Origin of the sequence: Aurantimonas sp. E1-2-R+4 (assembly GCF_036549515.1) — a bacterium.
In the GTDB taxonomy this organism is placed as follows: Bacteria; Pseudomonadota; Alphaproteobacteria; order Rhizobiales; family Rhizobiaceae; genus Aurantimonas; species Aurantimonas coralicida_A.
Genome location: NZ_JAZHLK010000070.1, coordinates 1 through 15,616 on the forward strand (window position 1 = coordinate 1; position 15,616 = coordinate 15,616).

General features: G+C 60.2%; 11 protein-coding genes and 3 pseudogenes. 7 read left to right on the forward strand and 7 right to left on the reverse strand.

Annotated elements, in window-relative coordinates; all coding sequences use genetic code 11:
* Both VQ045_RS19985 and VQ045_RS19990 read left to right on the forward strand, forming a co-directional pair.
* The coding region (locus tag VQ045_RS19985) for a sensor histidine kinase (RefSeq protein ID WP_331831370.1) at positions 1-573 on the forward strand (573 nt) is incomplete at its 5' end.
* Complete coding sequence (locus tag VQ045_RS19990) at positions 564-1,037, forward strand: response regulator (RefSeq protein WP_331831371.1); 474 nt, start codon at positions 564-566, stop codon at positions 1,035-1,037. The genes VQ045_RS19985 and VQ045_RS19990, both read left to right, overlap by 10 nt.
* Positions 1,038-1,380: 343 nt before the next feature.
* On the opposite strand, the gene VQ045_RS19995 is transcribed toward VQ045_RS19990, so the two are convergent.
* From VQ045_RS19995 to VQ045_RS20005, 3 genes and pseudogenes are all read right to left on the reverse strand, one after another.
* Positions 1,381-3,594 (reverse strand): putative bifunctional diguanylate cyclase/phosphodiesterase, encoded by a 2,214-nt coding sequence (locus VQ045_RS19995; RefSeq protein ID WP_331831372.1) that lies wholly within the window; start codon positions 3,592-3,594, stop codon positions 1,381-1,383.
* 190 nt (positions 3,595-3,784) lie between these two features.
* A pseudogene (locus VQ045_RS20000) lies at positions 3,785-4,512 on the reverse strand (IS5 family transposase).
* A 651-nt stretch (positions 4,513-5,163) separates the two neighbouring features.
* Complete coding sequence (locus VQ045_RS20005; protein ID WP_331831373.1) at positions 5,164-5,511, reverse strand: hypothetical protein; 348 nt, start codon at positions 5,509-5,511, stop codon at positions 5,164-5,166.
* A 777-nt stretch (positions 5,512-6,288) separates the two neighbouring features.
* Here VQ045_RS20005 and VQ045_RS20010 point away from each other — a divergent pair.
* Together VQ045_RS20010 and VQ045_RS20015 are read left to right on the forward strand one after the other, a co-directional pair.
* Positions 6,289-6,573, forward strand: coding sequence for a hypothetical protein (locus tag VQ045_RS20010; protein WP_331831374.1), 285 nt, complete (start codon positions 6,289-6,291; stop codon positions 6,571-6,573).
* A gap of 269 nt (positions 6,574-6,842) precedes the next feature.
* Positions 6,843-7,202: a PRC-barrel domain-containing protein gene (locus tag VQ045_RS20015; RefSeq protein WP_331831375.1), complete on the forward strand. Its 360-nt coding sequence runs from the start codon at positions 6,843-6,845 to the stop codon at positions 7,200-7,202.
* A gap of 377 nt (positions 7,203-7,579) precedes the next feature.
* On the opposite strand, the gene VQ045_RS20020 is transcribed toward VQ045_RS20015, so the two are convergent.
* Together VQ045_RS20020 and VQ045_RS20025 are read right to left on the reverse strand one after the other, a co-directional pair.
* Positions 7,580-7,768 (reverse strand): DUF3008 family protein, encoded by a 189-nt coding sequence (locus tag VQ045_RS20020; protein WP_331831376.1) that lies wholly within the window; start codon positions 7,766-7,768, stop codon positions 7,580-7,582.
* Between the two features lie 249 nt (positions 7,769-8,017).
* Positions 8,018-8,215, reverse strand: a complete 198-nt coding sequence (locus VQ045_RS20025) for a hypothetical protein (protein WP_331831377.1) — start codon at positions 8,213-8,215, stop codon at positions 8,018-8,020.
* Between the two features lie 842 nt (positions 8,216-9,057).
* Between VQ045_RS20025 and VQ045_RS20030 the strand changes: the two genes are divergently transcribed.
* Together VQ045_RS20030 and VQ045_RS20035 are read left to right on the forward strand one after the other, a co-directional pair.
* Positions 9,058-9,420 (forward strand): cache domain-containing protein, encoded by a 363-nt coding sequence (locus VQ045_RS20030; protein ID WP_331831378.1) that lies wholly within the window; start codon positions 9,058-9,060, stop codon positions 9,418-9,420.
* Between the two features lie 27 nt (positions 9,421-9,447).
* Positions 9,448-12,051: an EAL domain-containing protein gene (locus VQ045_RS20035; RefSeq protein ID WP_331831379.1), complete on the forward strand. Its 2,604-nt coding sequence runs from the start codon at positions 9,448-9,450 to the stop codon at positions 12,049-12,051.
* Positions 12,052-12,072: 21 nt separating this feature from the next.
* Here the strand turns inward: VQ045_RS20035 and VQ045_RS20040 are convergent.
* Together VQ045_RS20040 and VQ045_RS20045 are read right to left on the reverse strand one after the other, a co-directional pair.
* A pseudogene (locus VQ045_RS20040) lies at positions 12,073-12,177 on the reverse strand (hypothetical protein); the annotation flags it as partial.
* A 644-nt stretch (positions 12,178-12,821) separates the two neighbouring features.
* Positions 12,822-13,910 (reverse strand): annotated as a pseudogene (locus VQ045_RS20045) (transposase); the annotation flags it as partial.
* Between the two features lie 415 nt (positions 13,911-14,325).
* Between VQ045_RS20045 and VQ045_RS20050 the strand changes: the two are divergent.
* Positions 14,326-15,510, forward strand: coding sequence for an IS481 family transposase (locus VQ045_RS20050; RefSeq protein WP_327650327.1), 1,185 nt, complete (start codon positions 14,326-14,328; stop codon positions 15,508-15,510).
* Positions 15,511-15,616: the final 106 nt, after the last annotated feature.

The window sequence follows — 15,616 nt, forward strand, 5'->3', positions numbered from 1 at the left end:
CGTGTGAAGGGGAACCGGTGCTGCCATGACAAACCTCCGTTTGTCACAGTGATTCAGAATTCTGTCAGCTTGGGAATCCCCGAAGAGTCGGCCTTCGCTCCCGTTGGTATAAGCGGCGCTCACTCGCTATTGACGGAGCGAAACTGGAAAGCGACGTCCCTAAGTGATCTCGTCGAAAAGGTTTTGTCGCCCTACCTGATGTTGGATAGCCAGCTAGACATCGGCGGTCCTCTCGTGTGGTTGCAGCCGAAAGCGGCGTTGAGCGTGAGCATGGTGATGCACGAATTGCTGACAAACGCCGCGAAATATGGGGCCCTTTCTGTCCCGAAGGGCAGACTCTCGATACAATGGACGACCCAGGCAAACGGTGAAACGCGCATCCGATGGTGCGAGATTGGCGTCGGCCCGGTGTCGCCCCCCAGCCGACGCGGGTTTGGAAGCGCCATGATCAACGCCAGCGTCCGACACGAGTTGAAGGGGCAGGTCGCCGTCAAATACGGACCCGACGGAGTGGAAGTTGACCTTGTAATACCGATGGGCGCGTCCGAGGAAAGCAGCCAGTCATGCGCTTGAACAAGCAAATTATTTGTGCCTCCGATCGCCCGGGTAGCGGGTCTTTTCGCCCAATGGCCATGAGCGAAGGGGAGGCGCCTCGTCATCATGAGCCCCGTGTCCTGATCGTCGATGACGAATATTTTGTGGCATGGCATTTGGAGGCTCTGCTCCAGGACCTCGAGTTTAATGTTTGCGATATCGCGGGCGACTGCGAAAGCGCCGTGAAATCTGCAATTGATTTTGCTCCCGACCTGATTCTGATGGACGTCAATCTGGGTGCAGGCCCTGACGGGGTTGAGACAGTGCGGCGTATCTTCCAGCGCCGGCAAGTGGCGGTTATATTCATCACCGCCTATACCGATGAGGCCAACCTGACCCGGATTCGGCAAGCCGCCCCTGCCGCAGCGATCCTTTCCAAGCCAGTCTCTCCTGAAGTTCTGGAAGCGGCAATCCGTCGGGCGTTGCCCAGCGAAGGCGGATGACGGAGTAAGCGGCCGTTTGGGAACGAGTGGCTCGGACAGGGGCGTTGTCTGGTCGCGAACCTGCATAAATGCCGGATATGCCCGACGGTCCCTGTCGATATTTCATAATCTTGGACCCCCTGGACGTGGAGCGACCAAAGGCTGTCGGTGGAACGGGACGGTCACGGAACTCGTGGCATCGAGAATGATGCTGATAGCCTATACGGGGCAGCACCACTTTGCCGAAAGGCTGGCCGATCCTGGAGACTCCGCTTGCTCGGACCATTTGTGTGCGCAGCGGTGATAAAACAGGGCAACGCCGCCGGTCGACGCGGACGTTGCAGCAGGGTCAAAGGTCAGATCCTCATCCGCGGGCAGAACCGAAAGCCGCTGTGCCCAGCGCAAGAGTTGCGGTATCGGCCCGCGCCACTGCGGGGATTTTATCAGTGTTGAGTCGGCCCTTGTGCTCAATCGTGAAGTTGCGGTCGGGTGTAAAGATTTGAGGCCGGGCACCCAGAAGGCGAAGCGTCTCGGCGATCGGCTTTGGAGGGCTGAAGAGATAACCTTGCACCTCAGTGCAGCCGTCGGCTCGCAAGAGTTCGAATTCCTCCGCGGTTTCGACGCCTTCGGCCGTGGTCGCGATTCCGAGGCTAATCCCGAGCGAAGCGACTGCCCGGACGATGATCGCGCAGTCGGCCTTCTTGTCGAGATCGGCAACGAAAGAGCGATCGATCTTGATCTTGTCGAACGGAAAGCTGCGCAGATAGCTCAGGGAGGAATAGCCCGTCCCGAAATCATCCATGGAAATCCGCACGCCGAGACTGCGCAGCTGGTGCAGCTTGGCGAGCGTCGCCTCGCTCTCGTGGAGAACCACGCTCTCGGTGATTTCGATTTCCAGCCGGTTGGCGGCAATGCCTGAGTTCGCGAGCGCCGACACGATTACCGGGACCAGATTGCTGCTCTTGAATTGAATCGCCGAAACATTGACGGCGATGCGGACGTGTTCCGGCCAGCTGGCCGCGTCAGCACAGGCTTGGCGTATAACCCATTCCCCCATAGGAACGATCAGGCCGATCTCCTCTGCCAGGGGAATGAAATCCATCGGCGCAACCATGCCGCGGTTGGGATGATGCCATCGCAAGAGGGCTTCGAATCCGCTGATTTGCCCCGTTGCCGTCGTCACCAGAGGTTGATAGTGGAGCTCGAATTCGCCGGTCTTTAGCGCTTGCCGTAACTCGACCTCCAGGAGGCGGCGCATTTGCATGGACGCGTCCATCCCGGGCTCGAAAAAGCAATAGGTGCCACGCCCCTCGGCCTTTGCACGGTAAAGCGCCATGTCGGAGCTGCGCAATATCTGGTCGGATGACCCGCCATCGCTCGGTGCCATGGCGACCCCGACGCTGACGCCGATATCGACCGGGTGGCCATCGACGTCATAGGGCTCACCAAGGCGGCTAACGATGCGGCGCGCAAGCGAATTGGCCAGCTTGGGCGTCGCTCCCGGCATCAGGACGGCGAACTCATCGCCCCCTAGTCGCGCAACCGTGCCGGTTTCCCGTGCGGACGAGCGAAGTCGCTCCGCCACCATTATGAGCAAAGCATCGCCTATCGGGTGACCGTGCGTATCATTCACCGCCTTGAAATAATCCAGGTCGAGGCAAAGCACGGCCATCTCATTGCCCTCGCGTGCCGCGCAGGCCAATCCATCGTTGAGTCGCTCCCGAAAGAGCGCCCGATTGGCGAGATCGGTGAGCGGGTCATGGCGGGCCATGTGCGCGATCTTTGCCTCGGCGGTTTTTCGGTCGGTTATGTCCTCATGCGTTGCGAGCCAGCCTCCGTCGGGCATTGGCTCAACGACGATGGAAAAAACCCGACCGTCCCGCAATTCCAGGAGATCGTATCTGCGCTCGCGACTTTTCGCCAATTCGAGGCGCTGTTCGATGTGCTCCTCAGGGTCCATATCCGGAAGGATGCCGGCTGCCATTCTGTGGTCCAGCATCTCACGAAGCGTGGTGCCAGGCTTCGTCAATTCCGGCGTCAGGCCATACATCTTTGTGTAGGGCGTGTTGCAGACGACGAGGCGCTCGTCGCCATCGAACATACACAGGCCGGGAGACATATTATTGAGCGCGGCATCGAACTGAAGGTTCTGGCGTTCGAGCCGAGCATTGGTTTCGCGGACCTCGTCAAGCGCCCCCGCAAGGTCCTGCTGGGCGGCACGCTCTGCGGTGATATCCGTGCCAACGCCCAGATAACCGGCAAACGTGTCGCCGTCATCAAACCGAGGCCGGCCGCTGATCTTGAACCAACGCGAATTACCGTCGCCATGCTTAAAGGGATAGACGAAATCTCGAAACGGACGATGTGCGTCGAGGTCGGCGAAATGTTCCCGCCAATGGTCCACATCATCGAAGTTGGCTGATATTTCGAGGCGAGTCCTGCCGATCAGCGCAGTCGGCGCCACGCCGGTCACCTGCTCGAACGGCCCCGAGAAATAGGAGAACCGCAGGTTCGCGTCCATTTCCCAAAACCAGTCCGACGCAATCTGAGCGAAATCTTCAAGCGAACGCATGACCATCGTACTCTAGCAAATCTATCGGTAAGGTATTATTATTGTTGGGTGTTAAGAAGTTATAAAATAATGCAGGCATAAACGACAAGTTATCTCCTGCGTCATGCTGATTGCTGGCGGGTCTATTCCGGTACGCAAACTGAATTCCCGCGGAGTTCAATATCTGAGTGTCTGAATCAGAATGAAGGTGGCGTTTTCAATGCCTTGCGAGCCGTCGGGTGAGCATGCGGATGTTTGCGATGAAGACCCAGGCCTGGGCGGAAGCGATGGTGCGTTCGAAGTCCTTTGCCAGTCTTCGGCATCGTCCCAGCCATGCGAAGGTTCGCTCCACGACCCAACGACGCGGCAGGACCTCGAAGCCCTTGGCGCTATCCGATCGCTTGATGATTTCCAGCGTGAACTTGCCGACCTTTTGCAAGGCGTGCCGCAGTTTCGGTCCGGCACAGCCGCCATCAGCGAAGATATGACGCAGCCACGGCCCGCGTTTGAGGAGCGATTTCAGGACGGCGGGCGCGCCGTCGCGGTCCTGAATGTCGACGGGGTGAACGACCACGCCGACCAGCAGGCCCAACGTGTCGACGACAATGTGGCGCTTGCGGCCCATGATCTTCTTGCCAGCGTCAAAGCCCCGTATTCCGCCGCTTTCGGTGGTCTTGACCGACTGGCTGTCGATCACGCCGGCCGAGGGGCTCGCCTGCCTTCCTTCCCGTTCGCGCGCCGCCATGACGAGTTCATTGTTGATGGTGCGCAGCAGGCCATCGTCACGCCAGCGCCAGAAGTATTTCTGCACCGTCGAGAACGGAGGANACGGTTCGGCGACGGCATCAGCGGCGCAATCAGCGCCCACTCCTCATCCGTCAGATCGCCTGCATAGCGCGGGCAGCGCCGCTCATAGTGCGGGCGGGTGATTTCGGTCCAGGGCATCTTGATCTCCGTCGAATCTCAGCAATCCGACCAAATCACAACCCGCTGAAATCACTCACCTCTTTTGGAACGGACACTGACCCGCGGTCGACGTGCGTCGTCTATTGACGAAGCGTAATAATGACATAAACTTCGGCCGCTTCCCCGAGGTGGGCAGTCGTGGAGGGAAGAATCGGCGCGGTATCGACGCCTCCCGGCGTTGGTGCCGCGCAAATTCCTGTCTTGCCCAATGCGCAACCGCGCCATTCGCGTCGCCGTGTCCGGCTGGTGTCGATAACCGGTCTCCCGCTCTATCGCGCGCACCCATGACAGCCATCCAAAGACGCTGCTCGCGCCGATAGTCAGTTTCCCGAGGCTCGGTCCGAGCGGCGGGCGGGAGCAGCCGATGGATCATGACCGTGCGAAGGGGTTGGGCGCCGGCGGCGCAATCATTGCGTTGGCGCGGGCCCGATACTCAATCTCGTTCGAGCCGCATCGCATGCATTTCAAGGGGAATTCGCACCGGACCTAGACGGCGTCGCGGCCGAAGAGGATCGGCCAGCTTATGGGCATCGATGTAAAGCTGACGGCCGCGCAACGGTCGGTCGTCGCGAAGCCTCCGCCTGGAAATACCGGGCAGAGGCGCTCTGCGAGGAGATGGCAAGTGGCAGTTCAGCCCTGAATGGCCCGCGCTTCCTCCACTGCTGTTAGGCAGGCGGCTTCGTCCCCCTGCTCCAAGGCGGTTCGCGCCTTTTCAAGCGCGGCCGTGAAAGCAGGATCGCTCGATGCCGTGGCGCGGGCTTGCGTGCCGGTCGCAGCTGCGGCCGCCGTGTCCGCACCTTCCTGTTGCGCCTTAACGTCCTGGGCGGACATGGCGACATCCGTATCAGCTGTGCCCGCCGCATCCTCTAACGGCATCGTCGAGCCGTCCTTGACGATTTGCCCGCCGGTCGTCGCTGCGGTGCCTGTATCGGCCGTGGTCGTCTCGGTGGCGCTTGCGTCGGCGCCAGCCGCGGGCATCGTGTTCCTCGGGTCGGACGCGTCTGTTCCCGGGGTCGACGTTGCTGCAGTACCGGTTGATGAAGACGAAGCGGCGCTATCGCCGGAGATTCCTGAAGGCGCGTTGCTACTTGCGTTTGAATCGGCTGCGGCCGGGGGAGTCGCGGGTACACTTGAGCCCCCCGTCGTGGACGTCTTGGTGTCCAACGTGGATGTCGACTTGCCAGACTCGACAGAGGCAGCCAGATCGCCATTGGCGTCTGAGGGCGTCCCTGGGGCGGTCGCGGAACCTGCCGCCATATCACTCGGTGCGCGGACGGCATCCGATGTGGCAGAGGACGCCGCGCCGCCTTCGGCTGCCCCAGCCGTTTCCGCCTTATCGGTCTCGAGCGGTGCGATCGTGCCGTCCTTGCTGATGCCTCCAGAATCGGCAGCTGTAACCTTGGCTCCGCCACTGGTGGTGATCTCCCCCGACGCGGTAAAGGTTGTCGTGGTGCCTTCCGCGACGCCGGTGCCACCACCTACGTCCTCACCGCCGCTTGCATCCACCGTTCCGGTCATCGGGGCGGCACCTGCGGCCGCTCCGCTGAGGGCGGCAATTTCCTCAGCGCAATTGGCCAAGGCTGAACTCGCGCCAAGCGTGACGAACGCGCAACTGGCGAGCAGGAGTGTAGAATGTTTCATCCCGAATATCCTTGTCGTTGATTTATTGAGATAAAACGGCTGGCACTGCCATTGCGTTCCCGACAGTCAGGCTCGACATCTGATGCCCACAGTTCACCTCAAGCGCCTGATTGGATGAGCTGGATCGGTCGGAATTTTCAGCGCCGGGCTATCGGTTTGGTCGTCATCACGACAAGCTCGGGGACAAAAGGAAAAGTGAGAACCCACACGCGTATTGCCTTCCTGATTTACGCCATGATCAACGGCGTTTTATTTGGGGCCGGCGCGATCACCGCGCTTTCGTTTCCCGCCCTTCAGGAACAATGGAAATATCTGATTTCGATAGTCGTCGCGTTGAGGTTGGTATTCGCAGCGGCTATCGCCTGGTTTATTGCGCCGCAACTTCGAGGGAGATACTGACGGGGCAACGAGCGGCGGTACCGAAAGTGCCGGGCGCTTTCTTCAGCCGCATACCGCACTCGCGGGTCTCCTTCGGTGCTGGCCCCTTTTCCTCACCGCAAGGTTCACATCGAACCCTCGACGTTCTGCCCAGCTTCGAACCCCGTCTTCGATCGACGCCTACCGAATGAACCGTTGTTTTCATGACAAATCGTATGGAGTTTGGGGAACCTTCGATTGCCTTCCCGGCTTTCGTGTGAACTTCAACTTCAACAAGATGGGAATTCGACATGTCCGATATGAACGTCGACCCAAGCAACATCGAAGCCAGCCGAGTCAACGGCACCAAGGTCTACAATCGCCAGGGCGAAAGCCTCGGCAGCATTTACGATCTCGTGATCGGCAAGCGCGACGGTCAGGTCAAGTACGCCATTATGTCATTCGGGGGATTCCTCGGAATTGGCGACGAGTATCACCCGTTGCCTTGGTCTCAACTCGACTACGACGAGCGTCAGGGAGGATATGTCGTCGACCTTGACAAGCGGCGGCTCGAGGCAGCTCCCCGCTATGGCCAGGATAACACGCCCAACTGGGATGATCCCGCATATGGCCGCAGGGTCGACGAGTACTACGGAATCGGGGGGCTGTAGCTCCATCGGGAGACGTGATGCACCACCATATCCGCTAGTGGGACTGGACGGACGAGGCCTCGGCAATGCTGCGGCCTCGTCCGGTGTTTGTCCGCTACGATGGTTGCGGGGATCCAGGCGGCAAGCGCTCCAATCTTCTCCTCACAAGTCTCATTTGCGAACGACACATCTGGCCGTGGAGATCGATCGCAGGATCATGCTGAAACGGTCAGGTTTCGATGTGGGTCCCGGCGTCATTGGGTGTATCCAAAGCTGGGGCAGGGGGCCGGCTGGTCCCATTGCCTGGATAAACGTCCTGACCTCCTGGACGCCCTGCTGGAGAACATTTTATATTAGACGGGTGCGCTGGGAGATTTCACATTGGCGAGCGTCATGTCCTACCCGTTGGAAGCATGTTGTGGCTTTCCTTTGCGCGTCGTTGAGGCCATGTCATCGAGCTCCTTTTCGCTCATCGACTTGTACATGGATTTCGAGGCCCCTTTGAGATCGGAGACCTTTTGGTCTCCGCGTTTCGCGGCAAGCGCTGCTCCGGCGGCTTTTTGTTGAGCTTTCGATTTGGCTGGCATGGGAATGTCTCCGAGACGTCGTAGGACAATAAAATGCCGAAACGCGAGGCCGCTGGAATCGGTTGCAAAATTGTGAGGCGCTGGCTGGAGGCATATCGGCTAGCTGAAATCAACGGCATGCGGAAGACTGTCCGTGAATGGGCTCATGGTAGGACGCCGCATCCGCCGAAACTGGCCGGCACGTGGTCCGATGTTGAATGAAATTCCGCGGCCATCGCGGCGCTGGGCGGCGGGCAAATTGCGCTGCGATCAGACGCAGTCCTCGTGAAATTCCCTAGCGACCTGGCGGCGGGACGCTGCCTTCATCAACTCCAGGATCACCTCATCCTGGAACCACCTGCCGGCGCCCCCTTGGGCAGCGACGAGCCGCTGGGCCAGTCGGTTCCCGTCGAGCACGGTGCCATTCGACTTTGCCCGGGCGACGGCCTCTTGCATTGCATCCGACATGGCTTTCCTCCCATTTTTGGCGGAAGTTTCGCTTAGTCTGCGCGCGATGACATTTTAAATGAGCTAACTTCCCCTTCGGTGCGACCGCAAACTGCGATGAGGGTTTGATGTTCGCCGGTACCTCCAGCGCCTTTCCGCCGTGCTATCCGGCACCGTTCCTGACCGCGTGAACATTGTCCGGAACGGTGCCGAAATCTCGGCGGAGATGGAGGTTTATCATAGCCGTGTCGGAACAGGGCAGGACCGGGCCGAAGGCCAGACCGAGGGGAGGGCTCGAAGATGTAGGGCCACGCAAAACTGCGGGTTGCGGAGCCCAAGCGGTCGCTTCCCCCGGCACCACCGACAATCCAGGAGTCCCTTCCGGCCAAATCCTTCCCTTCTGTTATGGGACGGTTCGCTTTCGCTCTAGACTAGCGGATATTTTCGCCTTCACCTTGCCCGCGACTTCTCACCACGCAGGATCCGATCATCCCGCTTGGCCTTATCGACCTCATCGCGTCGAAACATGACGGCCAGGAAGCGGCGTGACCCAACGGACACATGCGTCCAGATCTGCGCGAAAACAGACCTCGACAAAATGACCAATGGGTTCCCGCTGGCGCCCCGATCGGCACCGCCGATGGCCGGAACCGCGCCGATTTGCTACTTGCGCCTTCGTCATATCCTCCTGGCTGCGGAATGCCATCGTAAAGCATTCTTAAACAATTTTTGTAACAATTAAACATACTAGGGAGGGCTCCATGCTTCGTTCGCTCACATTCGCAATTCTTTCCGCCGTAATTCTTGCGACCCCTGTTCTCGCGCAGGAGCCTTCACGTGGTTCTCGAAACGAGGCGGTCGCGATGGTCAAGCGCGTCCAGGCCAGCTTCGACGGACAGGGAGCGGATGCGACCTTTGCCCGCATCAACGACCTCTCGACCCCCGAATTCCACGACCGCGATCTCTATCCCTTCGTTTACGACCTGAAGGGGCTAAACGTTGCCCACGGGGCCCGCCCGGTCCTCGTCGGTAAGAACCTGAGTTCGCTGAAGGACCAGGATGGCAAGTATCTGATCCAGGAAATTATCGCGGTGGCGACCGGCCCCGGGTCCGGATGGGTGGACTATAAATGGCCGCACCCGATCACCAACAAGATCGAGGACAAATCCAGCTACATCGAGAAACTAGGGGACTACGTTGTGGGCGTCGGAATCCACAAGCCATAGAGAAAGCAGGGGCGGAGAGACGACGGAATGAATGCGCGCTTCATGTCTGCATGGGTGAACGACCTGCCGATCGGCGTTAAGGCATTCGGCGGCTCTGCGATTCTGCTGATTTCGCTGATCGCCACAGGCGCCCTGGTTGTCATGCTACTCGGGGCGGTCGCCGAACGTTCGGAGAATGTCGCGACGTCGGCCATCGCGAAAGAGACGATCCAGGAAAGGTTGATCGACGCCGTCTCCGAAGCCCATCTCGACCTGTTTCGCTATACCGCCTGGGTGAGCAACGGCGTCAACAGTGGGCGTCTCGATCAGTTGCGCATGCAACTCACCCGGGAGGGTGCAGCAGCTAAGATCCATGCAGCTCGTCTCGCAAGCCGTGACGACCTGACCCCCGCCGAGATGCGGGAAGCTCGGATGTTTACCGAAAACTGGACGAAATACCTCGCAGCAGCGAAGGAAACCGTCGATGTCGGGACCGTGGATCCGGCGATGGGTACCATGTTGCTCGGCGGGAGCGACGACGATTTTAAGCGGGCCGTCGACCACTTGCGGAAACTGAGGGGAGCGGCGCGTCTTCAGACCCGCACGCTGGTCGATGAGTTGCTTTCGCAGGCAGCGACGGGCGCTCGCGCCATTCAGATCAGCGGCCTCGCCGCAATACTGGCATGCCTCGGCATCGTCTTTTTCTTCGTAAGATCCATCGTCATTCCCGTCCGTTCCGTGACGCGCGCCATGCGGGAAATCTCTTTCGGGAACCTCGATTTCCGCCCCAGGTCTGCAGATGAAGGCCGGCAGGACGAGATCGGCCGGATGGTTTCGGCGATTGCCGCTTTCTGCGGGGAGATGCGTGATGCCAAGGAGGTCATCGAGCGGAACGAGCACGATCTCCTGAGCCAGAACCAACGATTCGACGCAGCCTTGGCGAACATGTCGCAGGGCCTGTGCATGTTCGATGGGAACAAGAGGCTGATCGTTTCCAACGCCCGCTTCGCCGAAATGTATGGGATTGATCCGGAGATCATAAAGCCCGGGATGCACTTCCGCGACATTCTGCTTCGCCGGATTGCCACAGGTGCATTCGTCGGTGGCGACCCGGAAGAATACATCCGAGAACGGCTGGTGTCGGTAGAGGAGCGTGTCTCCCGCGTTAAAGTCCACCAGCTCGCCGACGGCCGTTCCGTCGCGCTCTATCATCGTCCAATGCCGGGGGGCGGCTGGCTTGCCACGCATGACGACATCACCAATATTCGGCGGATCGAGGCGCAGATTACCCATATGGCTCACCATGATGGGTTGACGGATCTGCCAAACCGCATGCTGTTCGGCCAGAGGCTCGACGCTGCGTTCGATGCACGTTCGGGGCGCCGCAGAGTGGCCGTTCTCTGTCTGGATCTCGATGATTTCAAGAGCGTGAACGACACGCTCGGTCATCCGACCGGGGATCTCCTGCTCAAGGCCGCGTCGGCGCGCCTGATCGAATCCGTCGGGGAGACCGGTCTGGTGGCGCGCCTGAGCGGCGACGAATTCGCGATTATCGTGCCCGCCGTACGGAAACGGGGGGAGGTGGAAGGCCTGGCGCGGCGGGTCGTCGAGGCGATGGCACAGCCTTTCGATCTCGACGGACACCACATCTGCGTCAGCGTGAGCATCGGTATCGCACTCAGCACCAGCGAGACCGCAGAGGAGTTGGTCCGCAATGCCGACACCGCACTTTATCGCGCGAAGGCGGAGGGGCGGGGCGTCTTTCGATTCTTCGATCCGAGCATGAAGGCTGCCCTGCAGCGCAGGCGCCAGCTCGAGGTGGATCTGCGCCGGGCGATCGGGGAGGAGCAGATGGAGCTGCATTTCCAACCGATCATCGATCTAGCGTCGGATCGCGTTGTTGCTTTTGAAGCCCTCCTTAGATGGAACCACCCATTGCATGGGCCCGTCCCGCCGAGCGAGTTCATCCCGGTCGCCGAGGACATGGGTTTCCTCAAACCGCTGGGTGAATGGGTAATCCGACAAGCATGTCTTGCAGCGGCGCAATGGCCGGACGACATCCGGGTGGCGATCAATCTGTCACCGGTGCAGTTCGGCAAACAAAACCTGGCGGCTGTCGTGGCTGACGCCGTGACCGAAGCCGGTATCGCGCCCCATCGAATTGAGCTGGAAATCACGGAATCCGTGCTGCTGGGCGATAGCGACGCAAACCTGAAAACCCTCCAGGATCTGCGTCGCCTTGGCGCCCGCATCGTAATGGACGATTTCGGAACTGGCTACTCCAGCCTCAGCTACCTTCGGAGCTTCCCGTTCGACAAAATCAAGATCGACCGCGGCTTCATCAAGGACATTGCGACAAATGTGGAAAGCGGCGCCATTGTGAAGGCGGTCACGGACCTCGCCGCCAGCCTTGGGATGACGACCACGGCTGAAGGCGTGGAAGATCCGGAGCAGCTCGACTATCTTCGATCGCAGGGTTGCTCCGAAGCGCAGGGGTTTTATTTCAGCGCGGCACGACCGGCCGCCGAGATACCGGCCATGTTAGCGCGATTAACGATGGAAGCGATGCGACGGCGCGTGGGGACCGACCGCGAGGTCAGCAGTATTCCTGCTCCGGTGACAGACCGAAGATGGCGCGCCGATAGGGCCTAGCGCAGGATGACCCGGTCTTGGTGGGAACGGCGCGGACGTATCGCTGACGGTGGTTCTGACGGATCTGCCGCGAATTGCGCCCTTCAGACCCATCTGGCGCATCAGCCGGGCGACGGTGCAGCGTGAGGCGGTTGCGGATTGTTAGTCCGCCGAATCCGGACGGCCTGGGATTGGCCCGGAGGTTGCCGTTCGAGGTCGCGGACGCGGAAAGCTACGCGATCACGGGAACGTCAGCGCCTGTCGCAAGAGCCGGGTCGAGGAGAAGCCGAACGTTACCGCTAACGATTGGATGGATTGCGGGGCAGCGCTTGGGTCCGATGAGAATATTCCGGCGGGCGGGTAGACTTGCGATGCTTCTGGGGCCGAAGCTCCAGATTGATTGCATTGATCTCCATCATGCCTGGGTGTCGCAGAAATCACGATTAGATCGACACTTCCGCGACCGCCATTTGCGGCGCTTCAACTCTCGGATTTCTGCGACGCGCTAGAAGCCTTTTGTCGGCGAACAGGACGATGATCTTGTGCGGTCCTGATCACCTCTTGGCCTACTCTGTCAGTATGTCGCCACGCCGTCCGTGTTCGTCGAATAGGGATCGGGGAATGAGATCGTTACAGTCACCCCATCGTCGTTATCAACGACGATTACGCCCTTGATCTGCTGCACCAGCGAGCGGATCAGCCCGTAGCCGAGAGAGCCCTCGCGGGCGTCCTTCGCTCCGATGCCGTCGTCGCGCACCTGAAGTTCCAGAATCCCAGAGCTTCTCCGCTTCGATATAGTCCGCAAGCTCACCGGCGACGTAGCTGGGACCGTTATCGCTGAGCAGCCGCGGTTTGTGGTGGACATGCGCCGAAGAGCAGCCTGAGGCGGTGAGCGCCAGATCCAGCGTGTCGCTCGCCATTGTCCTCGGACCAATGGCGGACAAGGGCTCGCCGTCCTCGGCTCGCATCGTCGTGCACAGCTTCCAGGCGATGATGTAGCGCGAGAAGTCATCGAGCACGGTGGACAGATAGGCCCAACCCCAGCCGATGATCTTGAAGTAGGTAAAATAGGTCTGCCACATCTCGTTTGGCCGCGTCGTCGGTGTATGGAATGCGTCGGCGGCCTTGATTACGACGTAGGCCGGGCTGGTGATGAGGTCGTGAGCCTTCAACAGCCGGTAGACCGTGGCTTCCGAAACGAAGTATCGCCTTTCGTCGGTGAACCGGATGGCCACTTCCCGCGGCGAGAGTTCGCAATTCTCCAGCGCCAGTTCGATGATCTGGTCATGGATGTCCGCGGGGATACGGTTCCAGACCCGGCCTGGCGCCGATGGGCGGTCCTCCAGCGCCTCGGGACCGCCGCTGATATAGCGGTCATACCAGCGGCAGAAGGTCCGGCGGGCAATGCCCAGCTTCTCCAGCGTCCGCTTGGCCGGCAGATGTGACTGCTCGACGATCCGGATGATTTCGAGCTTTTCGGATGCGGGGTATCTCATGCGTCGTCGCCCCCATCCGCGATCATGCTTTTTTTTCAGCAGACGGTTCTCGAGCGTCAGGTCGGCGACGCACTCCTTCAGGGCACCGGCCTCACGGCGCAGATTCTTGACCTCGTCGGTAGTGGCGGCCCGCGCTGTATCGCCTGCCAGACGCTGTTTTCCGGCTTCCATGAACTCCTTCGACCAGGTGTAATAAAGGCCTTGGGAGATGCCTTCCTTGCGGCACAACTCGGCGATGCTGTCCTCGCCGCGCAGACCGTCCAGAACGATCCGAATTTTGTCTTCGGCGGAAAAGTGCCGGCGGGTCGCTCGGCGGATGTCTTTCACCACCCGCTCGGCAGGAGCCTTCGCAGGCAATTTCGGCTTGGAGGATTTGGGTCTCATCTTCGTTCCTTCGTCACTACGACGAGACCCAAATCCTCCTTAAATCACAACCTCAATTCTGGGCCATAGGCGCTGACGGCGGACACTCCAGCCCTGGGATCAAAATGTCGTGTGCCGGCAGCCGGATGGCGACCGCATGGAGCGGGGCCGAGACGCCGTTTCTGGTCCGGATCGAGCTGTCCGATGACGTCCGCGCGATCTGTCGCCGCCGTCTGCGAACCAAGAGGTGGCGCAGCCCTTGGAAGAGGGAATCAGCGCCCGGTGCGGGGCTGATTACAGCCGTAGCCGAACGCCATCAATTACGCTGAAAATAACGCTCTGGATTCTCAATCACTAGGGTGCCCGACCCGAGACATAGGTGACGTTTTGTGCCGGACACATGGGTAACATTTTTGGCTTTTTGCCGGAGGTGTTGATGCCGTGGAAAGAGAGTTCGGTGATGGAGGAACGTCTGCGTTTTGTCGCCCGCCTTCTCGACGGCGAAAGCATGAGTGAGGTGTGCCGGGAGTTCGGGATTTCCCGCAAGACCGGCTACAAGATCTTCAATCGCTACAAGGACGAAGGGGTGGAGGCGCTCACTGACCGCTCGCGGCGGCCGGTGCGCTATGCCAACCAATTGCCCGAGCAGGTCGAGCGGACGCTCGTGCGGCTGAAGAAGGACAAGCCGCACTGGGGCGCGCGCAAGATCCGGGAGCTGCTGGTCAGGAAGCTGGCCGGCGACGTGCGCATCCCGGCCACGAGTACCGTGCATGCGGTCCTGGATCGGCATGGGCTTGTCGCGCGGGCCAAGAAGCGGCGCAACAGGGCCGAGGGCACGCCGCTGTCCCAAGCCATTCGGCCCAACGACCTGTGGTGCGTCGACTTCAAGGGCGAGTTCAAGCTCGGCAACGGCCGCTATTGTTACCCCCTGACGGTCTCCGACCAGGCGGCACGCTACCTTCTGTGGTGCGAAGCGCTGGAATCGACCCGCGAGGCCGGCGTCTTCGCGGCCTTCCAGCGGCTCTTCGCCGAACGTGACATGCCGGCGGCCATCAGGAGCGACAATGGGCTGCCCTTCGCCTCGCCCAATGGCCTGTACAACCTGTCCAGGCTCTCGGTCTGGTGGCTGCGCCTGGGCATCGCCATCGAGCGGATCAGGCCCGGCCATCCGCAGCAGAACGGCCGACACGAGCGCATGCACCTGACCTTGAAGAAGGAGGCGACCCGGCCGCCGGGAGCAAATATCCTGCAGCAACAGGCTCGGTTCGACGCATTCTTGAGCGAGTTCAACATCGAGCGGCCGCACGAGGCGCTCGCCATGAGGACCCCGGCCGAGGTCTACACGCCCGCGCAAAGACCCTATCAAGGCCTGCCGGAGCTGCAATACCCGTTCCACGACAAGGACATCCTCGTCACCGCATGCGGTCGCATCTGCATGCACCGAAAGAAGATCAACATCTCAACCGTCATGGCGGGCCAAAGGCTCGGCATCAAAGAAGTCGACGATGGCATTTGGATCGTCAGCTTCATGCACTATGATCTCGGATATATCGACCTCGAACAGAGAACCTTGCAGACAATCGACAACCCGTTCGGCACGCGGTTGTCACCCATGTCTTAGAGTCGGTCCGGAAAGTTGTTCAATTTGAACAAAGCCTTCGCAGCATTAGGCGGATAGACGCCAGTTTGAGGAATGCGAGCGCGTTGCGCGACAGGTTCTCGAAATC